This is a genomic window from Xanthomarina arctica (assembly GCF_014638915.1).
GTDB lineage: Bacteria > Bacteroidota > Bacteroidia > Flavobacteriales > Flavobacteriaceae > Xanthomarina > Xanthomarina arctica.
Window position 1 is genome coordinate 1305419 of the sequence record NZ_BMFQ01000001.1, and the last position, 26694, is coordinate 1332112.

General features: G+C 33.5%; 26 protein-coding genes, 1 tRNA gene and 1 pseudogene. 13 read left to right on the plus strand and 15 right to left on the minus strand.

Annotation, left to right across the window (positions count from 1 at the left end):
• Positions 1–123 precede the first annotated feature (123 nt).
• From IEV77_RS05620 to IEV77_RS05635, 4 genes are all read left to right on the plus strand, one after another.
• The gene (locus tag IEV77_RS05620; RefSeq protein ID WP_188462640.1) at positions 124–2988 is read left to right on the plus strand and encodes a T9SS type A sorting domain-containing protein; all 2865 of its coding nucleotides are present in this window, start codon (positions 124–126) and stop codon (positions 2986–2988) included.
• Between the two features lie 148 nt (positions 2989–3136).
• Positions 3137–3514 carry a DUF8840 domain-containing protein gene (locus IEV77_RS05625; protein WP_188462642.1) on the plus strand — a complete coding sequence of 126 codons (378 nt, stop codon included), beginning with the start codon at positions 3137–3139 and terminating at the stop codon, positions 3512–3514.
• 7 nt (positions 3515–3521) lie between these two features.
• Positions 3522–4553 carry an FAD:protein FMN transferase gene (locus IEV77_RS05630; RefSeq protein ID WP_188462644.1) on the plus strand — a complete coding sequence of 344 codons (1032 nt, stop codon included), beginning with the start codon at positions 3522–3524 and terminating at the stop codon, positions 4551–4553.
• A 141-nt stretch (positions 4554–4694) separates the two neighbouring features.
• Positions 4695–6209: a T9SS type A sorting domain-containing protein gene (locus tag IEV77_RS05635; protein WP_188462646.1), complete on the plus strand. Its 1515-nt coding sequence runs from the start codon at positions 4695–4697 to the stop codon at positions 6207–6209.
• 21 nt (positions 6210–6230) lie between these two features.
• Here the strand turns inward: IEV77_RS05635 and IEV77_RS05640 are convergent, their stop codons facing one another.
• The 4 genes and pseudogenes from IEV77_RS05640 to map form a co-directional block, all read right to left on the minus strand.
• Complete coding sequence (locus IEV77_RS05640) at positions 6231–6599, minus strand: DUF423 domain-containing protein (RefSeq protein ID WP_188462649.1); 369 nt, start codon at positions 6597–6599, stop codon at positions 6231–6233.
• A gap of 187 nt (positions 6600–6786) precedes the next feature.
• Entirely contained in the window at positions 6787–7554 is a 768-nt protein-coding gene (locus tag IEV77_RS05645; protein WP_188462651.1) for a class I SAM-dependent methyltransferase, read from the minus strand.
• 26 nt (positions 7555–7580) lie between these two features.
• Positions 7581–7954, minus strand: a pseudogene (locus IEV77_RS17605) (GxxExxY protein).
• Between the two features lie 72 nt (positions 7955–8026).
• Positions 8027–8845: a type I methionyl aminopeptidase gene (gene map, locus IEV77_RS05655; RefSeq protein ID WP_188462653.1), complete on the minus strand. Its 819-nt coding sequence runs from the start codon at positions 8843–8845 to the stop codon at positions 8027–8029.
• A gap of 119 nt (positions 8846–8964) precedes the next feature.
• Here map and IEV77_RS05660 point away from each other — a divergent pair, with 119 nt between their 5' ends.
• Positions 8965–10236 (plus strand): acetyl-CoA hydrolase/transferase family protein, encoded by a 1272-nt coding sequence (locus tag IEV77_RS05660; RefSeq protein WP_373282325.1) that lies wholly within the window; start codon positions 8965–8967, stop codon positions 10234–10236.
• A gap of 67 nt (positions 10237–10303) precedes the next feature.
• Here the strand turns inward: IEV77_RS05660 and IEV77_RS05665 are convergent, their stop codons facing one another.
• From IEV77_RS05665 to IEV77_RS05675, 3 genes are all read right to left on the minus strand, one after another.
• On the minus strand, positions 10304–10717 hold the full coding sequence (locus IEV77_RS05665; RefSeq protein ID WP_188462657.1) for a BT0820 family HAD-type phosphatase: 414 nt from the start codon (positions 10715–10717) through the stop codon (positions 10304–10306).
• 38 nt (positions 10718–10755) lie between these two features.
• Positions 10756–12273 (minus strand): 2,3-bisphosphoglycerate-independent phosphoglycerate mutase, encoded by a 1518-nt coding sequence (gene gpmI / locus IEV77_RS05670; RefSeq protein ID WP_188462659.1) that lies wholly within the window; start codon positions 12271–12273, stop codon positions 10756–10758.
• Between the two features lie 107 nt (positions 12274–12380).
• Positions 12381–12821 (minus strand): GNAT family N-acetyltransferase, encoded by a 441-nt coding sequence (locus tag IEV77_RS05675; protein WP_188462661.1) that lies wholly within the window; start codon positions 12819–12821, stop codon positions 12381–12383.
• A 162-nt stretch (positions 12822–12983) separates the two neighbouring features.
• Here IEV77_RS05675 and IEV77_RS05680 point away from each other — a divergent pair.
• Positions 12984–13056: transfer RNA gene (locus IEV77_RS05680), tRNA-Gly, on the plus strand.
• A 265-nt stretch (positions 13057–13321) separates the two neighbouring features.
• Here IEV77_RS05680 and pepE read toward each other — a convergent pair.
• A complete protein-coding gene (pepE, locus tag IEV77_RS05685; protein ID WP_188462663.1) occupies positions 13322–14029 on the minus strand; it encodes a dipeptidase PepE in 708 nt (235 codons plus the stop codon).
• 95 nt (positions 14030–14124) lie between these two features.
• Between pepE and IEV77_RS05690 the strand changes: the two genes are divergently transcribed.
• The 7 genes from IEV77_RS05690 (at position 14125) to IEV77_RS05720 (ending at position 20649) form a co-directional block, all read left to right on the plus strand.
• Positions 14125–14928 (plus strand): BamP family beta-assembly machinery protein, encoded by an 804-nt coding sequence (locus IEV77_RS05690; protein ID WP_188462665.1) that lies wholly within the window; start codon positions 14125–14127, stop codon positions 14926–14928.
• Positions 14929–15043: 115 nt separating this feature from the next.
• Positions 15044–15829, plus strand: coding sequence for a BamP family beta-assembly machinery protein (locus IEV77_RS05695; RefSeq protein WP_188462667.1), 786 nt, complete (start codon positions 15044–15046; stop codon positions 15827–15829).
• A complete protein-coding gene (locus IEV77_RS05700; protein ID WP_229736587.1) occupies positions 15813–16583 on the plus strand; it encodes a hypothetical protein in 771 nt (256 codons plus the stop codon). Before IEV77_RS05695 ends, IEV77_RS05700 begins: the two co-directional genes overlap by 17 nt.
• On the plus strand, positions 16570–17340 hold the full coding sequence (locus tag IEV77_RS05705) for a hypothetical protein (RefSeq protein ID WP_188462669.1): 771 nt from the start codon (positions 16570–16572) through the stop codon (positions 17338–17340). The genes IEV77_RS05700 and IEV77_RS05705 overlap by 14 nt, the downstream gene beginning before the upstream one ends.
• Positions 17341–17401: 61 nt before the next feature.
• Complete coding sequence (locus IEV77_RS05710; protein ID WP_188462671.1) at positions 17402–17905, plus strand: DUF6702 family protein; 504 nt, start codon at positions 17402–17404, stop codon at positions 17903–17905.
• 64 nt (positions 17906–17969) lie between these two features.
• Complete coding sequence (locus IEV77_RS05715; RefSeq protein ID WP_188462673.1) at positions 17970–20276, plus strand: M1 family metallopeptidase; 2307 nt, start codon at positions 17970–17972, stop codon at positions 20274–20276.
• 100 nt (positions 20277–20376) lie between these two features.
• Positions 20377–20649: a Sec-independent protein translocase subunit TatA/TatB gene (locus IEV77_RS05720; RefSeq protein ID WP_373282326.1), complete on the plus strand. Its 273-nt coding sequence runs from the start codon at positions 20377–20379 to the stop codon at positions 20647–20649.
• A gap of 125 nt (positions 20650–20774) precedes the next feature.
• Here IEV77_RS05720 and IEV77_RS05725 read toward each other — a convergent pair whose 3' ends face one another.
• From IEV77_RS05725 to IEV77_RS05755, 7 genes are all read right to left on the minus strand, one after another.
• Positions 20775–21179, minus strand: a complete 405-nt coding sequence (locus tag IEV77_RS05725) for a hypothetical protein (RefSeq protein WP_188462677.1) — start codon at positions 21177–21179, stop codon at positions 20775–20777.
• A 94-nt stretch (positions 21180–21273) separates the two neighbouring features.
• Positions 21274–21774, minus strand: coding sequence for a carboxypeptidase-like regulatory domain-containing protein (locus IEV77_RS05730; RefSeq protein ID WP_188462680.1), 501 nt, complete (start codon positions 21772–21774; stop codon positions 21274–21276).
• 99 nt (positions 21775–21873) lie between these two features.
• Complete coding sequence (locus tag IEV77_RS05735) at positions 21874–22515, minus strand: O-methyltransferase (RefSeq protein ID WP_188462682.1); 642 nt, start codon at positions 22513–22515, stop codon at positions 21874–21876.
• 52 nt (positions 22516–22567) lie between these two features.
• On the minus strand, positions 22568–23656 hold the full coding sequence (locus tag IEV77_RS05740; RefSeq protein WP_188462684.1) for an amidohydrolase family protein: 1089 nt from the start codon (positions 23654–23656) through the stop codon (positions 22568–22570).
• Between the two features lie 90 nt (positions 23657–23746).
• On the minus strand, positions 23747–24283 hold the full coding sequence (locus IEV77_RS05745) for a 3-hydroxyanthranilate 3,4-dioxygenase (protein WP_188462686.1): 537 nt from the start codon (positions 24281–24283) through the stop codon (positions 23747–23749).
• A 34-nt stretch (positions 24284–24317) separates the two neighbouring features.
• A complete protein-coding gene (locus tag IEV77_RS05750) occupies positions 24318–25100 on the minus strand; it encodes an SDR family oxidoreductase (protein WP_188462688.1) in 783 nt (260 codons plus the stop codon).
• A 126-nt stretch (positions 25101–25226) separates the two neighbouring features.
• Positions 25227–26666 carry an aldehyde dehydrogenase gene (locus tag IEV77_RS05755; RefSeq protein ID WP_188462690.1) on the minus strand — a complete coding sequence of 480 codons (1440 nt, stop codon included), beginning with the start codon at positions 26664–26666 and terminating at the stop codon, positions 25227–25229.
• Positions 26667–26694: the final 28 nt, after the last annotated feature.

The window sequence follows — 26694 nt, forward strand, 5'->3', positions numbered from 1 at the left end:
TTTTGTTTTACCTGAATTAATACTGATAAATTATGGATAATTTATAAGAGGTTTAACATTTTTGGTGTTTAATTTTTACCAAAAATGAATTATATTCGGAACCTTAAATAAAAATAGATAAACATGAAAAAGAATTACTTTAAAGCTTTATTATGTCTGGGGATAGCATTTATTTCCTCTAACGGAATTCAAGCGCAACAGCCTAATAAAAAAGGTATTAATACTACTGCAAAGACATTAAGTTTAGCAAGTAGCCAACGAGCAGATTTTCAGGTAACTCCTGAAACTCAAAAGGGAATGGAAGAAACAGGTTATGCAAGATGTTTAACTGTTGAAAATGAAGAAATCCTTCTTGCGAACGACCCAACTAGATTAACTGCAGAGCAATTTGAACAGTGGATAGCACCAAAAATTTTAAAAATGAGAGCAGATAAAGCTGCCGGAAGAAGCACACAGGTTGTGTATAATATACCTGTAGTAGTGCATGTTATTCATGATGGTAAAGCTATTAATACAAATGGATCCTATAGTGAAAACATATCAGATGCTCAAGCTATATCTCAAATTGCCGTATTGAATGAAGATTATCGTAGAATGGCAGGAACCAATGGTGGTGAAAATACCACTGGTGTAGCTGTAGATGTTGAAATTAATTTCTGTTTAGCACAACAAGATCCTGATGGGAATTTTACTTCAGGGATAGTACGCCATAACATTAGTCCTTATTCGAACAACCAAACACCAAGTGTTACGGATGATTGGGAAATTAGAACGGATGTACAGCAAATGAAAGCAGCAACCCAATGGGATCCTACTAAGTATATGAATATGTGGTCTATTAAACCAGGTGGGAATTCTTTAAATGACCCTATAGATCCAGGATTAAGTGGTTTATTAGGTTATGCGCAATTTCCTTCTGGATCTGGTTTAGGTGGTCTTTCAGGTGGAGCGGCTGCTACAGATGGTGTAGTTGCCGGCTATGATGCCTTTGGAACTATTGAGGCTAATGATGGAAGTTTTGTTATAAACGGAAGTTATAATTTAGGAAGAACAATGACCCACGAAGTAGGTCACTGGTTAGGCTTACGTCATATTTGGGGTGATACTTCCTCTTGTGGTGGAAATGGTGATTATTGTGATGATACTCCAGATTCTAATACTGCAAATTATAATTGCGTAGCTGTAACACATTGTAGTTCAGCAGATCAATATCAAAATTATATGGATTATTCTTATGATTATTGTATGGATACGTTTACTGCCGATCAAAAAGCAAGAATGGTAACCGTTATGGAAAATTCTCCTAGACGTATGGAACTAAACGCTTCTGTTGGTTGTCAAACTGCTGCACCATTTATTGGTTTTGGAAGTGTAAATAGTAATATGTACGAAGCTACTGGCTGTGATTTTACAGATTATAATTTTGCTATTAATATTACAGAAGCTCCTACTGGAACAGCTACAATTACATTTAATGTAGACGGTGGCTCTGCAACTAATATGTTCGATTACGAACTAGTAAACTCTAGTGTTACTTTTGCAAATGGCGCAACTGCTTCACAAGATTTAACTTTACGTGTATATAACGATGGTTTTGTTGAAGGTGATGAAACTATAAATATTTCTATGGCACTTTCTGGAAGCAGTGATGCACAATTAAACCCAGGAGCAAATGCTATTTCTATTACTTTAATAGATGATAATGTGGCAGTTGGTACAAGTTCTAATGTTGTTTATTTTAGTGATGATTTTAATGATCAAGACATATCCGATTGGACACTTATTGATGCAGATGGAGATTCAAGTAATTGGGGAGATATATTTCAAGTTACTAATGCTGGAGGTACTGCAGTTTCTCCGGTGTCTATGATTTCTAGATCTTGGACAGTTAATCCTTTATTTCCAGATAATTGGGCAATAACACCAGCCGTTAATTTAGGAGATGCAACAGGTACAGTAACACTTTCTTGGAAAGTTCAAGCAGCAGCAGCAGCTTGGGATTTAGAGAAGTATTCAGTTTATGCAGCTACTACCAATACACAAGCTGCTTTATTAGCTTCTCCAATCTCATTTACGGAAACATATAATGATCCTACTGATACTGGATCGTCATATAATAGAACATTAGATTTATCTTCTTTTGCAGGGGAATCAACTGTTTATATAGCGTTTAGACATTGGGATTGTTCAGATCAAGACTGGTTGTCTATTGATGATGTAGAAGTTAGTTCTGTAATGAGCGTCACGATACAAACAGCAGTAAATACTGGAACTTCAGCGCAAATGAGTTTAAATGGTATGGGTACTGCTTATGCTTATGACAGTGCAAATGGTAACATTATGGCAAGTGTGCAAAATAATGATACTTTTGATTATGGATGTACAGATATTTCTGTAATGCGCGCAGGAACGGGAGCTCAATTATTTGAAAACCCACAGCCAGCAGAGTATGTTATGGATAAAGCGTTTAGAATAACGACAGACAATGCAAATGTGTCTGGAGATGTGTCTGGGACTTTCTACTTTACTGAAGCAGAAATTGCAGGATGGGAAGCTGCTACAGGCAAAGTAAGAGCTGACCTATATATTATTAGAGAAGTAGCTGGTACAGTAGTTGAAATCTCTGGAGCAATTGTTGGTGCATTTGGTGCAAATGTCACTTTACAAGCTAACTTTAATGGTGTTAATGGTGATTTCTACTTTGGACCTTTAAATGCTTCATTAAGCATTACTGAAAATGAGTTTGAATCATTTAGCCTATATCCTAATCCGGCGACAAGTGAAATAACTATTCAGTTAAGTTCTAACAATAATGTTAATTTAACATTATACGATGTAAGAGGGCGTATTATATTTACACAAGCTTACACCAATAATGCATCTGTATTTACTAAAACAATTAATCTTGAAGCAGTAACTTCAGGGATGTATTTATTAGAAATTCAAAGTGGTTCTAAGAAAATGACTAAAAAGATAGTTAAGCAATAAACTACTCTAATTTTAATAAAAAAACCCAACACGCATGTGTTGGGTTTTTTTTTGTTCATCACTTAAAAAAATTAAAAATAATGGCTAATTTTTAAGTAATACCAATCTAGATGGACAAGGCTTACCAATAATTTAGTAATTTTGCAATATGAAAAAAGCACTTTCAGAGCAAGAATTACATAATCTAGCTATGAACCATGTAGGCAAAGATTTAGAAAAACGTGGGTTCGAGTTTATAGCAGTCAATAGTAAATTAAAAAGGCATCCACAGTTTGTATGCATGGACAAAACAAAACAATACTTTTTTGTTATTGTTAAAGCTGTGATTCTTCCAGAAAATCCAAATAATTACGATATCGTTTGGATGGAATCTTTTAAAAAACACGCCACAGATAAAGATGCTAAAGTGTTGTACGCCGGAGTTGGCTTAGGCAATCCAGAAGGTGAGGAGTTACCCATTTATTTAAACGAAGAATATTTAATTGAATATAACGGGATTCAGGTTCTTGAAACTAATTTGAATTAGAATATAGATGAAAGATAAAAGAAAAAAGAATGTTTGTCATTTCGAGTTTAGCGAGAAATCTCAATATTTCACATTATTAATACTTGTGTTTTTTCTATTTTTTTCCTGCGAACAAGAACCCAAAAACACCAAATTATCAGGAGAAGTTTTTGGGACAGGCTTTTCCGTGATTTATGATTCTGAAATAAATTACCAAAAGCAATTTGATAGCTTGTTTCATGTTATTAATTTATCCATGTCAACTTATCAACCAGATTCTGATATTTCAAAAATAAATAGAAATCTGGCTTTTAACATAGATTCACATTTTGTAACTGTTTTCGATGCTTCTAAAGATATTTATAAAGAAACTCAAGGTGTTTTCGATCCTACTATTGGAGCTGTGGTTAATGCATGGGATTTTGGTCCCGAAGGAAAAATAGAGAGCTTAGATAACCTTAAAATAGATAGTTTGATGCTTAGTGTTGGACTGGATAAATTAAGTAGAACAAATCTTACTATTCAAAAGCAAAACCCAAATACATTTATAGATTTTAATGCCATTGCCAAAGGTTATGGCGTAGATGTTATTGGCTTATTTCTGGAGAGTAAAAACATTCATAATTATTTAGTTGAAATTGGTGGCGAAATTAGAGCTAGAGGAAAGAATATAGAGAAGAAATCTGCATGGAAAGTTGGTGTTGAGGAACCACATTTTGATGGTACGCAATCCATTTTAAAGGCGATTTCTTTACATGACGAAGCCATGGCAACTTCCGGTACATATAGAAAGTATAAAACTGATGAAAACGGAAATAAATATTCTCACATTATCGATACAAAAACAGGTTATCCTAGTAAAACTAATTTGTTGAGTATTTCTGTTCTAGCCAAAGATTGTATGACTGCAGATGCCTATGCAACGGCCTTTAAAGCCATGGGCGTGGAAACAGTAAAAGAGTTTTTAAAAACACATCCAGAACTTAAAGTGTTTTTAATTTATGAAAATGAAAACAATGAATTTGAAACCGTTTCCTTAAATGGGTTTCCTGAAAGTTAGAAGTTTAATACAGTAATTTTTAAGCCTTTTTAAGGTTGCTTTTAGAGTTTCAAAAACCAAATAGATTCTATTTAGATTTTTGGATCGCGTTGTTTTATAGATAATTGAGATATTTTGTGTAATTTGTTGCAAATGCATGTTATGAAACAATTATTACTTTTCATTTTAATACTCCCAATAGTAGGTTTTAGTCAGTGTCCTCCAACAGGAGGGATATTTACTTCTCAGTCGGAAATAGACGCTCTGTCTATAGATTACCCAAATTGTACAGAAGTTAATGCTTTTTCAATTTCTGGAGATGATATAACCGATTTAAGTGGACTTAATCAATTAGTATCATGTACTAGTTTTGGGATTGGTCCTACCTTAGTATTACAAAATACAATGGGTTTAAATTCTAATATCCTGATCCGCTATGTTGAAGGGACAGGAACTTCATTTAGCATAACTAACAATGGGTCCTTATTAACTTTAGATGGATTAGAAAATTTGAACAGCCAATCAGGTTTTGAAAGTTCCTTTAGTATTAGTAATAATCCAATGTTGCTTAGTGTTGAAGGTGCTCCAAATATATTTTCTCCTCTTACTTATTTTTATATTGAAAACAATGATGCACTTTTAAATTTATATGGATTAGAAAATTATGCTGCAGGAGAATATACTAGCATTTCTAATAATGATAGTCTTATTGATTTAACAGGTCTTGACGAAATTTATGGTGAAACAGTTCGTATTTCTAACAATGATAATCTTGCAAGTTTAAATGGTCTTTTTAATAGTGGCTTTGATGATTATTTATATATAGAAGGCAATCAAAACTTAACCGATATAAGCGCCATCTTTGCTGGGAGTTATAATGATGATGGTTTAATAATAAGGAACAATCCAAATTTATCAATTTGTAGTACAGATTCAGTCTGTTTTTTTATAGATAGTAATATAGAAGAGGGTGTTATGTTGCCAGGAATTTTTGAAAATAATGCCCCTGGCTGTAATAGTAATTTTGAAGTGGAAAATTTTTGTGGAGTTAATTCAAATGATGATTGCGGATACACTATTAACTTTTTAACCTTAGGAGAGCTAATAACAGCAAATAATGAATTTGCTACGACCTCTTTACAAACACCTAGTTGTGATGATATCGATAATAGAAAAGATGTTTGGTTTGCTTTTAATTCGGAAAGTAATACAACTATTGATGTTATTATACAAGCAGGTTTTTATGCGCAATTATGGGATTCTAATAGTGCATTTGCTGATTGTGACAATCTAAATCTAGTGGAAAACGCATGTGGTACACAACTAAACGATATTCCTGTGACACCAAATATGTTTTACTATATCCAAGTATGGAACGATGATCCTGCTAATAGAGGAGGTTCTTCATGGTTTGATCTTACCGTTCAAGATGGTGCTTTGTCAACACCAGAATTTCAACGTGATTTAGTAAGTCTATACCCTAATCCAGTGCAAAATGAGTTACACATTCAAACTAATTTTACAATTGAAAAAGTTGAAGTTTATAACTTATTAGGGCAACAGGTTATGGTAAGCAATGCAACAACGCTTCATGTTTCCAGTTTAACTGATGGTTTGTATTTAGTAAAAGTATTTAGTAATGGAAGCGTATTTACTCATAAAATAGTGAAGCAATAAATTTTTGGCGGAAGTTTCCTTCTAAAAAGCATGAATCAATAACAACAACCATCCTATTACTAAAAGTAATCCACCTATTGGCGTGATAGGTCCTAAAAATCGAAGTTTCTTGCCTTTAGCATCAGATATTACCAAACCATAAATACTAAAAGAAAATAATACAATTCCAATAGTAAAACACCAATATATTGCTGAGGAGATGCTTTCAGCATTGAAACCCAAAGCAACTAATAAAATAGCATGATACATCTGATACTTTACACCAGTTTCAAAACTATGTAATTGATCTGTAGATAAAATTTTCTTTAATGCATGCGCTCCAAAAGCGCCAAATATTACAGATAACATGCCGAAAATAGCACCTGTTATAATTATGTGTTGTTGTATCATAGAATCTATTTTTTTTACTTTAAAATTTAAGGTTGAAACCTTGTAATTTCAACAGAATGAGGTACGAGAGACGAGAAATCTTATAATATTGAGATTCCTCTTCGTGCCTCATTCAGAATGACAATCTATTCCCAGAATAGAATTACATTCTAATGTCTAATCCTATAAATTTTAAATCCATAGAGGTTTATTTATAAACTACGGGTATAATTTCACCTTTAGCTAAACAGTATTTTTCAATATCTTCTTTTGGAAGTTTAGCAGTATAATCTACTTCATCCACTTTAAAACCTATACTTCGCAGTTTATCAAAATAATCACGACCGTAGATTCTAACGTGATCATATTGACCAAAAATCTTAGCACGTTTCTCTCTATCTGTAATAGAATCGTCTTCAAAAGTTTCAGCGCGTTTCAAATCTTGGGGAATCTGAAAAATACCATAACCACCAGGTTTCATCACTCTGTATAATTCTTGCATTGCCTTAGTATCATCAGGAATGTGTTCTAATACATGGTTGCAGAGTATCACATCATAGCTATTGTCTTCAAAAGGAAGGTCGCAAATATCTGCTTTTACATCAGCAATTGGTGAAAGTAAATCGGTAGTGGTATATTCTAAGTTTTTAAGCTTTCTGAAGCGTTTTAAAAAGCATTGTTCAGGAGCAAAATGTAAAACTTTTAATTTTTCAGAAAAGAAATTAGTTTCATTATTAAGATATAACCATAACAAGCGATGTCTTTCTAAACTTAACGTAGAAGGAGAAAGCACGTTGTTTCGTTGATTGCCATAACCATAAGGTAAAAAACTTTTAAATCCTTTTCCGTCAATAGGGTCTGTAAATGTATTTCCTCTTAAAAATAAAGTTAATATAGGGCTTGCCACATAGCTTAATCTAATAAGTAAGGGTCTTGGGACTGTGTTTAGGATTTTTTTGAAAAGTTTTTTTGACACGAATTTCACGAATTATCACGAATCATTTAAAGAACGATTCGTTTATATTTTAAACTTTCTTCTCCAAAATTAATAAGGAGACCAAGCTTTAATTTTGATACAGCTAAATAATTTAAAGTTTGTTTTACATGTGATGAATTTAAACATTCAATTGCTTTTAATTCCAGGACTATTTTATCATCAATAATAAAGTCTGCTTTGTATTTATGTGGAAGTAAATTTCCTTTGTAACAATTCCATATTTTTTTTCACGTGAATATAAAATATTATGGTCCATAAATTCAATTTCTAAAGCATCGGCATAAACAATTTCATTAAAACCTTTTCCTAATTGATTATGGACTTCCATACATATCCCAATTATTTTGTAAGCTTCTTCTTTATATATTAATGAAGTCATAATTAGTGGAATTCGTGTCAAAAAAAAGGAATAATGTATTCAGTTTTAATTAGTGAATCTCAGCGTAATTTTTTAAAGCACTAAAGCCTTCTGACGAAACTCATCTTCCTCATTAGATACTATCCCTAAAGCCTCATAAACGTAAGCAAAGGTTGAAAGTAATTCTGGTTTACCATCTAATATCGCTACATCATGTTCAAAATGTGCACTTGGTTTATTATCTAAAGTCGTAATTGTCCAACCATCTCTATGTTGCTTAATTCTATGCGTTCCCATATTTATCATAGGTTCGATGGCAACAACCATTCCGTCTATAAACTTTTTACCACGACCACGCTTACCATAGTTTGGCATCTCTGGATCTTCATGCATTTTCTTTCCTAAACCATGTCCAACAAGTTCTCTAACAACTCCGTAACCATGATCTTCACAAAACTTCTGAATAGCATAACCAACATCTCCAACACGGTTGCCAACTTTAAGTTCGCGAATTCCTAAATATAAAGATTCTTTAGTTACGTCTAATAATTTTTGGATTTCAGGAGCAATTTCACCTACAGCAAAAGTATAAGCATGATCGCCATAATACTCGTTCTTAATCGCACCACAATCAATGGAAATAATATCTCCCTCTTTTAAAGGTTCGTTTGTTGGAAATCCATGAACTATTTGAGAATTTGGACTCATACAAAGTGTATTTGGGAAATCATATAAACCCAAAAAACCAGGAATAGCTCCTTGCTCTCTAATATATTCTTCGGCTAATTTATCCAACTGTAAAGTGGTAACACCAGGTTTCACCTCTTTGGCAAGCATCCCTAAAGTTCTTGAAACAACTAAGGCGCTTTCACGCATTAATTCAATTTCTTCTTTTGTTTTAACTATAATCATTCTTAAAAAAATATGTGCAAAGATACTTAAAATTAAATGGAATTCTTTTTTCTGAAACATGACTTTTGACAGTCTTTAGGTGATATTTATATAATATTTTTGTACTCTAAATAAACATGATGTACAATTCTATAAGCGCAGAAGATGCCGTAAAAGTTATAAAGTCAGATAGTAAAGTATATATTCAAGCTGCTGCTGCAGTACCACAAGTTTTAATTCGAGCCTTGACAGCAAGACACGAAGAATTGCGAAATGTCGAAATATGCCAGTTACATACCGAAGGAGACGCACCTTATGCCAATCCAGAATTTAAAGATAGTTTTCATGTGAATTCTTTTTTTATAGGAAAAAATGTGAGACACACGCTTAAAGCTGGAAACGGTTCTTATACGCCCGTTTTTTTAAGTGAATTACCTCTTCTTTTTAAGAGAAATATAATCGATTTACAGGTAGCTTTGATACATGTATCAGTTCCAGATAGACATGGATATTGCTCATTGGGAGTTTCGGTAGAAGCTACATTGGCAGCAATTGATAATGCCGATTTTGTAATTGCTCAAGTAAACAAGCAAATGCCAAGAACGCATGGAGCTGGAATTATTCATGTTTCAGAAATTAATTCATTTGTTGAATGCGATGAACCTTTGCCAATTCACGCAATGTGCGAGCCAACAGAGATAGAAAGTAAAATAGGGAATCTGGTAGCTGGTTTAATTGAAGACAGAAGTACGTTGCAAATGGGGATTGGAAATATTCCAAATGCCGTTTTATCCCGACTAATTAATCACAAAGATCTAGGACTGCATACAGAAATGTTTTCCGATGGGGTAATCGATTTAATTTTAAATAATGTTATTAATGGGAATTATAAAGGCATCAATAGAGGTAGAGCTTTAACCACATTTTTAATGGGTACAAAACGTTTATATGATTATGTAGATGATAACCCATTTATTGAAATGAGAGCTTCAAATTATACAAATAATGTGTCTATAATTAAGCAAAACCCTAAAATGGTGGCTATAAATTCTGCTATTGAAGTGGATGTTACCGGACAGGTTTGTGCAGATTCTATTGGAGCACACATGTATTCTGGTGTTGGGGGACAAATAGATTTTATTCGTGGTGCCTCGTTAAGTGATGGAGGGAAAGCAATTATAGCTTTGCCTTCTACAACAAAATCTGGAATTAGTAGAATTGTTCCAACATTAAAACCTGGAGCTGGCGTTGTTACAACTCGATCGCATGTTCACTATGTGGTTACGGAATATGGTATTGCAAATCTGTATGGGAAAACAATCAAAGAGCGAGTAAAATCCTTAGTTAATATTGCTCATCCAGATCATCGAGAATCGATCGATAGAACCTATTTTGAATTAATAGGGTATTAATTTATTGTAAAAAAATAAGCCACGAATTCACTTTTTTTAAAACGATGAATTCGTGGCTTTTTATATTTTATCTTCTAAAAAAATAAAAGAAACCTTTCTTTTTTTCTAGTTTAAGAGGGTTGTAGTTTGGATTAGACAATATTTGGTATACTTCTCCCCAACCAATAAAACCACCAATATTTCGATCGTCTATAAATAAATCGGCATGGATTTTTCTACTTTTTGAAGAATCAAATTCTTCTTCGGGAAAACTTCTATTTACGGCATAAAAATTTAATCCATTGTCTTGGCAAAAGTCAACAGCTTCTTGGAGCCTAACATCACTTCTGTAAGTCCATAGAATTAATCGATGACCATCTTGTTGTAAGCGTTTTAAAGTTTCGAAAGCAAAAAGTTTAGGTCTGCCAATTTTCGGGTAAGCATCATCAACGATGGTTCCATCAAAATCTATAGCAAGAATAAGTTTATCGTTAAAATTCATACCTTAAAGTTGGTGTCAAAAATACGTAATTTATAGTTTTAGACTAACGAATGTTGTGTCATTTTTTCTGGTTGCTCAATTCCCATAAGTTTTAAAATAGTTGGCGCAATATCACCTAAAACACCATCTTTTATAGCCTTTAAATCCTTATCGATTAAAATAACTGGAACTGGATTCGTGGTATGTGCTGTATTTGGCGAGCCATCTGGATTTATCATGGTTTCGCAATTACCGTGATCTGCAATTAAAATAGTTGTATAATTATTTTCCAAGGCAGTTGTCACCACATTTTTTACACAAATATCTACTGCTTCACAAGCTTTTATGGCAGCACTCATAACACCTGTATGTCCAACCATGTCACCATTAGCAAAGTTTAAACATACAAAATCTACCTGCCCTTTTTTAAGTTCCGGGATTAAAGCATCTGTTAATTCAAAAGCACTCATTTCTGGTTTTAAATCGTAAGTAGCTACTTTTGGTGAATGACGTAATAGACGTGTTTCCCCATTAAAAGCAGCTTCTCTTCCTCCAGAAAAGAAAAAAGTAACATGTGGATATTTTTCTGTTTCTGCAATTCTGATTTGCGTTTTATGATGTTTTTCTAGAACTTCACCTAAGGTATCGGTAAGGTTGTCTTTATTATAAACAACGTGTATGTTGTTATAGGTTTCATCGTAATTAGTCAAGGTTACATAATATAAACTTAATTTGTGCATATTTTGTTCATGAAAATCTTGCTGGGTCAAGGCTTCTGTAAGTTGTCTGCCTCGATCTGTTCTAAAGTTGAAAAAGATTACGACGTCACCATCTTTTATTTTTGCTACAGGTTGATTATTATCATCAACCATAATAATTGGTTTGATAAATTCGTCCGTAACCTCATTGTCGTAACTATCTTGAATAGATTTTAAAGCATTTTTAGAATGCGCTCCAGTACCATGTACCAAAGCATCATAGGTTAATTTTATGCGTTCCCAACGTTTGTCTCTATCCATGGCGTAATAACGCCCAGTAATTGTGGCTAATTTTGTTGGAGAGTTAATTATAAATTCTTCCAAATGTGAAACAAAACCGTAACCTGATTTTGGGTCTACATCGCGACCATCTGTAAATGCATGAATATAAGATTCTTCGACACCTGATGTTTCTGCAGCAGAAATTAACCCTTTTAAATGATTGATGTGAGAATGTACCCCACCATCGCTTAGTAAACCTAAAAAATGAATGGGCTTATTATTGATTTTCGCATAATTAAAAGCGGCAATTAAAGCAGGTTCTTGAGCTAAGGTGTTATTCTTTACAGCAAGATTTATCCTAACTAAATCTTGATAGACTATGCGGCCAGCACCTAAATTCATGTGTCCAACTTCGCTATTTCCCATTTGTCCTTCTGGTAAGCCTACATGTAAACCATCTGTTCTTAAACTGGCATTTGGATATTTGGAATAAAGTGAATCTATAAAAGGAGTATAGGCATTGTCTATGGCAGATACTTTTGGGTCTGGAGATTTCCCCCAACCGTCAAGTATCATTAAAATAACTTTCTTATTCATGGTTTTGGCATTATATGTCAAAGATAAAAGTTTAAAACTCTTTAGCTTTATAATGAATAAAAAAGTTAAGGCAGTCGTCGTAAATTTGAATTGTTTGGAAAAAATCTTTAATTTAATTTTTTAAACATAACATGATGGATTCCAATATTTGGGATATTAAAAGTATCTCCAATTATTTTAAAACCATGGTTTTTATAAAATTTAACGGCTATTTCACGCGCATTAAACCAGAGTACATTTACTTCTTCCTGATTTAAAATGCATTCGCCTGCTTCGATCAGTTGTGCTCCTAAACCTTGATGTTGAAATTCTTTTAATATAGCCATACCTCGGAGTTGGTATTGCTTTTCTTCAGAAAATAATAGAGATTTATTTTTCATAAAAGATGCTACACCAATTAATTGTTTTTTAGAAAACAGACCTAAATGAAAAGTGTCTTTGTCTGTATCTCCTTCAAATACGCAAGTTTCAATGGGTTTTCCTTCACGTAAAATAGGTTGTCTAACACGATAGGTCTCTGTATGTGAAACTTGTGTTACTTGATACATTTTTCTTTGTTTGAATTCAATTTTGATAAAAATTTAATATGTTTTTATTTAAAAAACTAGCTCACTTTGAGGTTGTTAGTTTTAAAAGTGTCTAGCAATCTATAAACTTATAATTTTTTTCTTTTATTAGATGAAATACTTATATATATTTGCACCGGAAATGCGAGAGTAGCTCAGTTGGTAGAGCGTCAGCCTTCCAAGCTGAATGTCGCCGGTTCGAACCCGGTCTCTCGCTCTAAAGCCTCATCAAATCGATGAGGCTTTTTTTATGGGATCCTAATTACCTTAATCTGCAAAATTTAGGGTGAGAAGTTTATGCTGAGTTTCGTCGAAGTAAACCCGGTCTCTCGCTCTAAAGCCTCATCAAATCGATGAGGCTTTTTTTATGGGATCCTAATTACCTTAATCTGCAAAATTTAGGGTGAGAAGTTTATGCTGAGCTTCGTCGAAGTAAACCCGGTCTCTCGCTCTAAAGCCTTATCTAATCGATGAGGCTTTTTTTATTTCAAATGGTTTAGCTCTGTATTGACCTCAATTTCAAAAGCGACTTTCTTGTATTCAAAAATCCTTGCTGATAGCGTCCCTTTTAAAACAATTGATTTTCCTTTAACTCTCAACCAACTGCCTTCTCTCAGTCCAATTACAGGTTGTGAGTAGAACGCATGAAACTCATTAATTCTTGTCTCTCTAGTTTCACCCATGTGTGTATTATTTTTAATAGGATCTAGATAATGCGGATTGATATTGAAAGGTACAAAACCTAAAGCTTTAAAACTTGGCGGATACACAATGGGCATATCATTAGTGGTGTTTATAGTTAGGCCACAAATATTGCTTCCAGCGCTTGTCCCTAAATAAGGAGTTCCTTTTCGAATCGCCTTTTTTAATGGTTCTATTAACTGGTTTTTATATAATTGATACAATAGGACAAAGGTATTGCCACCTCCTGTAAAAATAGCTTCGGCGTTTTCAATGGCTTCCGCAGGATTATCAAATTCATGGATGCCTTTCACGTTTTTATTGATCTTCTTAAAAGCATCTTTAACTTTAGCCGTATAATCTTCATGCGAAATGCCACTAGGTCTTGCATAAGGTATGAAAACAATGGTTTCTACATCTTCAAAGAACAGCGATAATTCATCTAATAAATATTCTAAATAACCACTTCCATGAAGGGTTGAAGTACTTGCTATAATTAAGTTTTTCATTTACAGTAATTTGTTGTAAATTTAAGTAAATACATACCAGAACAATAGTTAAATGGTTTTGTATTTTAAATTGCTAACCTTCAAAAATTTAAATTATGAGAAACATTTTACCTTTAATTGTCTTTTTTATGAGTTTTTCCATTGCTGTGGCTCAAAATAGTGATAGAATTGAAATTTCTGGAAAAGTTATTGTGGATTCTAACGATGTAGAAGGACTTACCGTTAATAATTTAACATCAAATAGAATTGCAGTTACAGACTTGAATGGTAATTTTAATATTTATGTGGCATTAAATGATCAAATTAAAATATCTGCTTTACAATTAGATACCATCTTAATTATCGTTACTCAAGACATTCTAGATTCTAAACAAATTACTGTTTTTCTTGATGAAAGATTAACAACTTTAGACGAAGTCGTTATTTTGCCTTTCAGTTTAACTGGCGATTTGGAAACAGATTTAACGAATGTGAGAACCTTTAATCCAGAATTCGAGTCTATGTATTTTGGGGATTTTGATTGGGAAGATGCTCCTAATGCTGAAATATATTATCAAAAAGTTGAAAACACGATTATGAATCGAGGCAAGTTTTATAATGGTGTCGATTTTGTAAAATTAACGAATTGGTTGGTAAAACCTATGTTTGCCTCTAATACGTCTAGAGTTGATAAGAATACAGAGAATTCAAATTTTGATACGTTAAGAAATACGTATACCACGGATTTTATTAGTACAAACTTTAATATTCCTGAAGATCAAGTTATAGATTTTATAGCTTTCGCTGAAGTTAACAATGCAGATCCATCCTTATATGATAATGGAAAAGAAATTGAATTAATCGAATACTTGGTAAGCCAAAGCCATTTGTTTTTAGATACTAAATCCAAAAAGAATTAATTTTTTTCTATTGGTTTGCATTTAAAGGGCTTCAGGTTTTAACATAAGTTTAATTCCTTGTTGTATTTATTTTAAGATTTGAAATGGTTTCTTTAGCATGACTAAACCAAACCATTTGAAACAACATTATTTAGCTATTACTTTTTGTCTTGTTACTTCCTGTTTATATGCACAAGAGGTTACACGGATTGAGGTTTCAGGTAAATTAATTGGAACTGATGATGCGGAAGGTGTCACCATTTTTAATACCTCTTCAAATAAAGGAACTGTTGCAGACAGTCAAGGTTATTTTATTCTTGAAGTAGCACTAAACGATGTTTTAGAAATTTCAGCCTTACAATACGAAGCAAAGACTGTGAGCGTAAATCAAGAAGTCATATCTTCAAAACAATTACGTCTTTTTTTAGTAGACAAAGTAAATGCTTTAAAAGAAGTTCTCTTATTATCATCTAGTCTTTCGGGAAATCTACTGGCAGATATTGATAATGTTGTAGCCCAAAAAAAAATGGAAATGAACTTCGGAAATTTAAGCGATTTAGAATTTCCTGAAGATGAATTTACAAAAGTAGATAATGAATTAGTAAAACAAGGACAGCTCAATAATGGCTTGAATGTGGCCTCTGTTTTTGGTCTTAATAAATTAATTAACAGACCTATTAAAAAGCGATCACTACCTGTAGAAGAAGTAAAACTTGAAAAAGTCTTAGCTGAAAAATATACGCCTGAATTTTTTAATAATAATTTTCAGATTCCTCTAAATCAGGTTGAAGCTTTTATCAGGTTTGTTGTTTTAAATGGATTGACAAAAAATCTGTTACATAATGATCAAGAATTTATGTTTTTAGAATTTCTTCAGAAACAAAGTTTAGAATTTAAAAAGCAAGATGATGAAAGGAATTAAAAGCATTCTAATCTTGTTAGTAATTGCGAGTTTTCAAACAGCATTTTCTCAAACAGTCGAAATTTCCGGACAAGTTTCTACTGCCTTGGATGCCGAAAATATTCACGTAATTAATAAAACAGCACAAGTATTTACAACTACCAATACCTTTGGAGGCTTTAAAATTTCTGCAAAATTAAACGATACCTTACAGTTTACATCCATTCAACATAAATTAAAGGAAGTGGTTGTAAATGCCAACATTCTGGTTGAAAAACAATTAGACGTCCATTTGGAAGAACTTACCTATTCGCTAGACGAAGTTGTGGTGGGACGAATGCTTTCTGGCGATTTAATGGAGGATGTTGGTAATGTAACAGGAAGTCCTATTACGGCTAAAATGTTAGGGATTCCAAGTTACCAAGGTAAGCTAAAAACTCAAAGTGAAAGACGACTAAATGAAGCTACAACTGGAGGGCCTTTAAATTCACTCATAAATACTATTTCAGGAAGAACTAAAGAATTAAAAAACCACATAAAATTAGAGAATCAAGACAATTTACTGTACGATGTAAGACAAAGAACAGAAACTTTATTGTTTTTAGATGAAACACTTCCCGAAGCATCTAGAACTGATTTTTTTTATTTCTGTTCTGAAGACAATGATTTTGTAGCCCGTTGTAAAGGAAAGAGCGACATTGAAATTATAGAATTTTTAAAAGAAAAATTAGTACCGTATAAGGCAAATCTAAAACTGGAAAATGAAAAAGATTAACCTGTTTCTATTCTTGTTTTTAATCATTTGCTTTGAAACGGTCTTTTCACAAACAGTTGAAATTACCGGAAAAGTTACGACCACTTTAGATGTCGAAAATATTCATGTCATAAATAAAACAGCTCAAGTTTTTACAACGACGAATGCCTTTGGAGGATTTAAAATTTCAGCTAAACTAAACGATACTTTACAGTTTACATCCATTCAGCACAAGCTTAAAGAAGTTGTTGTAGACGCCAACATTCTTGTTGAAAAACAATTAGATGTCCATTTGGAAGAACTTACCTATTCGTTAGACGAAGTTGTGGTTGGGCGTATGCTTTCTGGTGATTTGATGAAAGACCTTAATAACGTAGAAGGTAACCTGGTAACAGCAAATCAATTGGGTATTCCTAGTTATCAAGGAAAACTAAAAACTCAAAGTGAGAGAAAATTGAACGAAGCTACAACAGGAGGAGGGTTTATTCCATTAAATCCCATTTTGAATGCTATTTCTGGACGAACTAAGGAATTAAAAAATCAGATAAAATTAGAGAGACAAGACGATTTGCTATACGATGTGAGAAGAAGAACCGAAAAGCTTTTATTTTTAGATGAAACCCTCCCAGAAACATCCAGAACGGATTATTTTTATTTCTGTTCCGAAGATAGCAACTTTGTATATAGGTGTAAAGGAAGAAGCGACATTGAAATAATAGAATTTTTAAAAGAAAAACTAATAGAATATAAAGCCAATTTAAAAATTGAAACTAATTAATAGGTTGTGAAATACTTTTTGAAAAATCAAATCAGTAGCTTTGCTTCATTAACTCAAACGTATGTTGTTTATTAAAAAATCTTTACTCGTTCTACTGTTGCCTTTAATGGCCTTCACTACCATTCATAAATATTATGTAAGTGTCACACAAATAGATTATATAAAGGAGAAGCAATCGGTTCAAATAACAACACGAATTTTTCTGGACGATTTAGAAGATGTCCTTCAATTGAGATACGACAAAAATTTGATTTTAGATCCGCAATCTGAAGCGGGCGATATCAATTTCAACCTTGAAAAATACTTAAAAACCAAATTAGTTATTCGTATTAATGGGGAAGAAAAATCCTTAAAATATATTGGAAAAGAATATGATAACGACATTGTGATATGTTACCTTGAAATTGAAGACGTAACAGAAATAAAAACTTTTCGAATACAAAACACAGTGCTTTTCGATCTACATGAAGAACAACAGAATATTGTTAGGACTAAAATAAATTCCAAAAATAAGAGCTTCATCTTAACAAAATCAAATGATAAAGGTTTGTTAAACTTTAAATAAAAGCAGGTCGAATTCTTAAAATTTCGTTAATTTACTTACGATTTTTTGTAACTAAATTTTAACGATGAAAACATTAAAGTATTTTATTCTTTCTGTTTTGTTCATTTCAGCTAGTACTTTTGCTCAAGAACAAGACCAACCAGTTCGTAAACCGGGACACACCAACACCAACAAATTCAAGCAACTTTACGACGAGTTTTCGACTCCGAACATGTTTCGTACAGCATCTGGAGCTCCAGGACCTGCTTATTATCAGCAACAAGCCGATTATAAAATGGATCTTATTTTAGATGATGAAAAAGCTACAATTTCTGGTTTTGAAACCATTACTTATCATAACAATTCACCCGATCCGTTAAATTACCTTTGGGTTCAATTAGATCAAAACATGCGTGCCTTAGGCTCACAAACGCCTTTAATTGAAGGTGGAGGAGTAGCAGAAGCACAACAAGCAGGTGCTTTTACTGCCGCTTACATGACAGAAGGTTTTGATGGAGGTTTTAAAATACAAGCTGTAAAGGAAGTAAATGGTACAGATTTACCTCACATGATTAATCAAACCATGATGCGTGTTGATTTACCTAAAGTTTTAAAACCTGGTGAAGTTTTTTCATTCACTATTAAATGGTGGTATAACATAAACGATTATGTTAACTTAGGTGGTCGTTCAGGGTATGAGTACTTTCCTGAAGATGGAAATAGAAATTATATTATTGCACAGTTTTTTCCAAGAATGGCTGTTTATAGCGATGTGGAAGGATGGCAAAACTCTCAGTTCTGGGGTCGTGATGAATTTGCATTACCATTCGGAAATTATGATGTGAATATTACAGTACCAGCAGATCATATTATGGAAGCTACCGGAGAATTAGTTAACCGTAAAGAAATCTTCTCTAAAGAAATGATGAAACGTTATGAACTGGCTAAAAAATCTTACGATAAGCCTGTAGTAATTGTAACACAAGAAGAAGCTGAACTAGCAGAGAAAGGGCATGCTAAAGGTACTAAAACATGGAAGTTTCATGCAGAAAATGTACGTGATTTTGGCTTTGCAACTTCAAGAAAATATATTTGGGATATGATGGCTGTTAAAATTGGCGATAAAGACGCCATGGCAGTATCTTTGTACCCTAAAGAAGGAAATCCTTTATGGGAAGAATGGTCTACTTATGCTGTAGCAAGTACCTTAAAGTCGTATTCAAGAATGACTTTTGACTACCCTTACCCTAAGGCAGTTTCAGTTCATGCCAAACAACAAGGGATGGAATATCCAATGATTTGTTTCAACTATGGACGTCCGGATAAAGATGGAAAATATACAGACCGCATTAAATATGGGATGATAAGTGTTATTATTCACGAAGTTGGACATAACTATTTTCCAATGATTGTAAATAGTGATGAGCGTCAATGGACATGGATGGACGAAGGTTTAAATACTTTTGTGCAATACGTAGCGGAGCAAGATTTTGGCGAATGGTATCCAGCAGCTTTATCTGCAGGGCATGACACATATCCTTCAAGTCGTGGTCCAGCAGCTAACATTGTTCCTTATATGGGAGGTGATCAAGATTTTATTGCACCTATAATGACTAAAGGTTTGAATACATACCAGTTTGGTAACAATGCTTACGGAAAACCAGGAACTGCACTTAATATTTTGCGTCAATCTGTTATGGGACCTGAATTATTTGATTATGCTTTTAAAGAATATTCAAACCGCTGGATGTTTAAACACCCAACTCCTGAAGACTTTTTTAGAACCATGGAAGATGCTTCAGCGTTCGATTTAGACTGGTTTTGGAGAGGCTGGTTTTACACTACAGATTATGTAGATATGGGAGTGAAAGGTGTGAAAAAATATTATGTAACCTCAGAGCCTAACGAATATGCTAAAATGATGGCAAAACGTTATGGAATGGAGTTATCTGAATTACCACCTTTAGTATATATGGTCGAAGAAGGTAGTGCTGAGTTTAATGAAGACATGAAGAATGGAACTCTATTAGAAAACTCAACGCCACTTAATGAGTATGTGATGGATAATTTTACCGAGGCAGAACGTAAAGCTTTAAAGGAGCCTAAATATTTCTATAGTGTTACTTTCGAGAAACCAGGAGGATTGGTTATGCCAATTATCGTAGAATATACTTATGCTGATGGAACTTCTAAAACTGAAAAATATCCTGCGCAAATTTGGAGATTAAATGATAAAGAGGTTAGTAAATCAGTTGCTTCAGATAAGGAGATTGTAAAAATTACAGTAGATCCTGATTTAGAAACGGCAGATGTGGATACATCTAACAATTCTTGGCCTAGAGAAGTACAACAAAGTGACTTCGATAAGTTTAAAGAAGACTCTAAAGATTAATACAAAAAGTTAAATATTTAAAAGCCGACCATAAAAATGAGTCGGCTTTTTTTATTCTCAATAAACAACTCACTATATTTGCATCGTGATACAAGCAAGTATTTTTTTATTTATCGGTACTACCGAAATCATGTTTATACTATTTATAGTAATCATGGTGTTTGGTGCGGACAAAATTCCTGATATAGCCAAAGGTATGGGGAAGGGCATGCGCATGCTTAGAGATGCGACCAACGATGTCAAGTCTGAAATATCTAAAAGTGCCGAAAAAAATGGCCTGGATACAAGCATTACCAAAGATGTTCAAGATGAACTCAAAAAAGTAAAAGACGAATTAGAGGATTTTACGGGTTCTGTAAGACGGAAGATGTAACACATTCCTACGAAAGCAGGAATCTCTTAGTTTAACGAAACTGTAGTCTAGTTGAAAAACAGGTATCTATTTAATTTTTCTATTCTCTTAATTTAGTCTCTTCTATTTATATACTCACAGTTTAATTATCTATACCATATTAAAGCACTTATAAACAAGGCTAATGGTCCAACCATTCCCAATATATAGTAGAAAAGTATTTGTATGTGGATAAAGAGCTTGGTAATGAGGCTGACCTCTCCCTCAATATTAAAAGAACCGGAGGTGTTAGTAACAATTGTCACTTTATGTTTTCTCTCCAAATATTCCAATATCTTTTGTTTCCAAACAAATAGAATGTGGTAAGTCCATAACAAAAAGCCATTGATAAAAAGCAAACTTAACATTGCTATTACTGTCTCTTTGGAAGTCCAAACATCCCAAGGCATGGAAATAGCGCTTATTATAGTTAAGGTAGAAATACCTATTAAAACAATCCTTATAATTTTTTTACTTTTTTCGGATGTTTCGTGTGGTTTAAGCTCTTCCATTTTTAAAGATACTTATAATTTTCCTATTGAGAATGAGTGTGGAAAGATTAATAGTAATGGAGATTCTAATGTAAGGTTTTTGAATATCTAATGATTAAAATTCAATCTCATGTTCCTTACAAAACCAATAAGGTTCACAACCTGTAATTTCACATCCTCCTAGTTTTACTTTACCCTTTTTCTTTTTTGCCATCGTTTTGGCGTTTGGCAAACCATAAACTATGGGAATAACTGATTTTGACTTTGAATCAATGGGACACAAATTTGGAATCTCCTTTTCAAAACACTCTCCAGGCGGTAATGCTATGATTAATTTAGTAAGCTCATTTTCCTTAACTTCTATATTGCTCAAAGTATCTTTTCCATATCCAAGAAATTCAAACAATAAATCATATTTGCCTATTGGTAGTTCGGAAAATTTGAAATTTCCCTCAATATCAGATATAGTTCCATAGGTTGTATTGGAAAGAGTAACAATGGTTCCAGGAAGAATAGAATTATCTTTTTTAAAAACTGATTTGCCTTCAATAGAACCAGTTTGAGAAAAAGTGATCGAACAACTAAAGATTAATAAAGATTTAAAAATTCTATTCATTCTATAAATCTACAATAAATAGGATTAAATATTATCTCAAAATTTTTTATAAACAGATTAGCTTTGCTGAATCGTCGATTTCCTGCCTGCGCAGGAATTTTATTTCTTCCTACTAATAGTCAAGCCGTCTCTGATGGGTAACATAACAGTTTCAATTCGTACATCCGTTTTTAAAAGGGTATTAAACTCCAAAACAGCTTTGGTTGAAACATCCTTAGGATCTAGTTTTTCAACCACTTTCCCGTGCCAAAGCACATTATCTGATATAATGATACCTCCAGGATTTAGCTTATCTATAATAGCGTGAAAATAATTTGAGTAGTTGGGTTTGTCAGCATCTATGAAAACCAAATCGAAGGTTTTATCTAAAGTAGGAATGATGTCTAAAGCATTTCCTAAATGTTGGTGAATTTGTTTACCATAATTAGATTTATCAAAATACTTACGTTGAAAATCTACCAATTCTTCATTCACATCAATCGTATGTACTTCTCCTGACGCTTGAAGACCTTCAGCTAAACATAAAGTAGCATAGCCTGTAAAGGTTCCTAATTCTAAAATGGTATTAGGCCTAATTAACTTAGAAATCATGCTTAAAACACGCCCTTGATAAGGTCCGCTAAGCATGATGGGTTGTAATATTTTTTGATAAGTTTCGCGTGTTAATTGCTGTAATAATTCTGGCTCTTTTTCAGAATGAGCAACCACATAGTTATCTAATTTTTCTGGGAGGAAGTACATAATTATTTAGTAGACCTTTCAGGTTTTATAAACATGAAAGGTCTTTTTTGACCTAGGGTAAAATTCTATTAACTAATTTTTGTTTTGCCTCTTCATCATCTCCGCATAACCATTTAATAACGTTGTCTTCCCAAATAGCATCTCGTTCAGTTTCATTTATAATTTTACGTTCTACGGCTAAGTCTAAAATCTTACCAGGATACGATGATTGTTTTTCGCTTTCCATTTCACCTAAAGGATAAGGATCGTCTAGTCCCATTAATACTTGTTTAGAACCTTGATTTCTAATTAATAATTCCAAACCTCCAGTATCATGAACTAAGGTGTCAAAAAAGATATTTTTATGTCCAACGGCTTTTCTTGGGTGACTTTTGCCTTCAAATAAATCGGGTCTCCCATCAAAACCTTGAATACGTCGTCCTAAATTAATTTGAGCTAATTGTCCTCCATGAGCAAAACAAGTTCTCATGTTCGGATATTTGTCTTGATAGCCATTTAAAGTTAAAAAATGATAAGCATCCGCACATTGAGCTAACATCCAAATTAAGTGAAAACGCCAAGAGGTGTTTTCAAGTTTGATGAATTTTTCACCATCATAAGGATGAATTTCTACAGCCAGATTATATTTGTTTGCCAATTCAAAAATAGGCTCATTTTCTTCATCAAAAATACAACGCCACGTTCCAATAGTATCCATGTAATGAGTTGGTAAGCAAAGAAGTTGCATCCCTAATTCTTCCACACATCTTTTTATTTCCCAGCAGGCTCCTTGAACAAACCCTGGATGTACTACAAAGCCACAGGTGAATTTACTCGGATTTTCACGTTGCACTTTTGCATTAAAATCGTTTTGAAAACGAAGCGCTTGTTTCATTTCTTCCACACGCAAACCATTTCCATAAAGTTGAGATAGGTTTAAAACAACAGCATGATCTATGTTGAAACGTTCCATCCATGCTAATTTTTCATCAAGGAAGAAACTAGAATCCGTTATTGGTCGATTCCAATCTTTTTGAAGCATGAATTTTCTGTCTTTATCAACCCAAAAAATCTCTTTGTCTTTCATAAACTGAGGGATTTCCTCAGGGTAGGGAAGTAGGTGTGAATGGCCGTTAATTCTTAATTTGCGTGTTGTTTTCATATGTCCTGCTGAGCTAGTCGAAGTGTCTCATTATTTTTTATTCAATCTGTTTCTCCCATTTTTGGAAATGTCCGTAGGACAATGTGCGGTTTAGTTTTCTATTTGAACTTTTTCTGGAGGTTGCATGATTTCACCACAATTTGGACAGCTTCGTTTGTCTTGATCTCCATAATACTTGTCGAAAATCTTTGGCATATCAGTTTCAATATTTTCAACCGTAAAATCTTCTTCATACAATTTGGTTGTACAATTTTCGCAAAACCAAAGAAGCGCGTCTTGAACTCCTTTTTCTCTTGGATATTCTATAACTAACCCTACGGTATTCGCTTCTCGTTGTGGAGAATGCGGTACTTTAGGAGGTAGTAAAAAAATATCTCCTTCTTTAATATGAATGTCTTTAGGTTTGCCTTCCTCAATCACTTTTAAAACCATATCGCCTTCAATTTGATAGAAGAATTCAGGGGTTTCGTTATAGTGATAATCTTTTCTACTATTTGGTCCACCAACAACCATGACAATAAAACCGCCATCTTTCCAGACAACTTTATTCCCAACTGGTGGTTTTAAAAGATGTCTGTTTTCTTCAATCCAAGCTTTGAAATTTAAAGGGGATACAAGTTTGCTCATGATTATCTGATTTTAATTAAATAATGATATAAAGTTACAAAGATTTTGTTCGTCCACCATCAACAGGAAGGTTAATTCCGTTAATATAGCTAGCGCATTCACTAGCCAAAAAAGTTACGGCATAAGCTAATTCTTCAGGTTTTGCAAAACGTTTTGCTGGTACCGCATTTTTCATTGCATTGGCAGCTTCTTCTTCTGTATTCCCAGTTTTAGCCGATTTGTTTTTAATAATTTCAGTTAAACGTTCTGTTCCAGTGGCTCCTGGAAGGACGTTGTTTACTGTAATTCCAAATTGACCAAGCTCATTAGCCAATGTTTTACTCCAACTAGCTACAGCTCCGCGAATAGTGTTACTAACTCCTAATCCATCTAAGGGTTGTTTTACTGAGGTTGAAATAATATTGATAATACGTCCATAACTTGCCTCTTTCATGAAAGGAACAACGGTTTGGGCTAATACATGATTACATTTTAAATGTTGCGTAAAAGCACTTTCAAATTCATCCAATCCTGCTGAAAAAACAGGTCCACCTTTTGGCCCTCCAGTATTATTTACTAAAATATGAAAGCCATGATTTTTTGAAATATAATCTGAAACTTTTGTTTTTAATTCTTCAGGATTTGAAAAATCAGCCACAATATAATCATGGTTTCTTTGTTGAGGTAATTCTGCTAAAACAGCTTTTAGTTTGTCTTCGTTTCTAGCTATTAAAGTAATAGTTGCTCCTTCAGTCGCTAAAGACATGGCTGTTGCTTTTCCTATTCCTGCTGTACTACCACAGACTAATGCGTATTTGTTGTTTAAGTTTAAATTCATAATATTCCCTGCGAAGGCAGGGATCTTTTTAATGAGATACGGAAATAAGCTTGTATATCATATGATTAATATTTCGTTTCAATTTAAAATGAGATGCTGAAACTAGTTCAGCATGACAACGGGTTGTCAGTATTTTATACAAACATTCTTAGCTTCCGTAAAAAAGCGTAAGGCTTCAAAACCACCTTCACGTCCAACACCTGAAGCTTTTACGCCTCCAAAAGGTGTTCTTAAATCTCGCATCATCCAGGTGTTTACCCAAACTATTCCAGCTTGTAATTGGTTGCTCATCCTCATGGTGCGTTTTAAGTTGTTTGTCCAAAGTGTTGCCGATAGACCGTATTTTACTTTGTTTGCCATTTCTAATACTTCATCTTCATTATTAAAAGGCATGATGGTTACAACAGGTCCAAAAATTTCTTCTTGATTGACGCGACAATTATCATTTGGAACTTCAATAACCGTTGGCTCCAAATAATAACCGTTTTCAAAACCTTTAACAACGACTTTATTTCCACCGCATAAAATAATTCCGTTTTCTTCTTTTGCAATGTTGATGTATTCCATCACTTTTTCCAAATGTGGTTTTGATACTAAAGCTCCAATGTTTGTTGAGGCTTCCGAAGGGTGTCCAACTTTGAGTGCTTTTATTTTTGCAACGAAATCTTTTTTGAATTTTTCATAAATGGAAGCTTCTACAAAAATGCGACTTCCACATAAACAAATCTGACCTTGATTAGCAAACGATGAACGGACAGTAGTTTCTAGCATATCATCATAATCACAATCTGCAAAAATGATGTTTGGATTTTTCCCGCCCAATTCCAATGATAATTTTTTAAACATAGGTGCTGCTACTCTTGCAATATGTGCTCCTGTGGCAGTCCCTCCGGTAAAGGAAATGGCTTTAATGTCTGGATGCTCAATAATGGCTTGTCCTGTTGAGGTTCCTAATCCATGAACGATATTTAAGACACCTTTAGGTAAACCTGCTTGGTTGCAAATGTCGCCTAATAAATAAGCCGTCATAGGTGTGACTTCACTAGGTTTAGCAACCACACAATTTCCGGCAGCAAGAGCTGGAGCTATTTTCCAAGTAAATAAGTAAAGAGGAAGGTTCCATGGTGAAATGCAACCAACAACTCCAATAGGTTGACGCAAGGTATAATTAATAGCGTTTTGACCAATACTCTCATGACTTTCGCTAGAGAATTGCGTAATAGCATTTCCAAAGAAACGAAAGTTGCTTGCTGCTCTTGGAATATCGACAGCTTTGGCTAAGGAAATTGGTTTGCCATTGTCCTTACTTTCAGCTTCTGCAAAACGTTGTAAGTTGGTTTCTAATAATTCAGAAATCTTTATTAGAATTCTGCTTCGTTCTTCCAAAGTGGTTTGGGACCAACTTGGGAAAGCTGTCTTTGCGGCAGTGTATGCATTTTCTACATCTTCTTTAGTGGAGTTTGGAATTTGTCCGTAAACCTCTCCAGTTGCCGGGCAATAATTATCAATCCATTCATTAGAAATGGGATTTGAAAATTGTCCGTTTATGTAGTTTTTAATAGTCATTTCTATTTATAAATAATAGACATAAGAA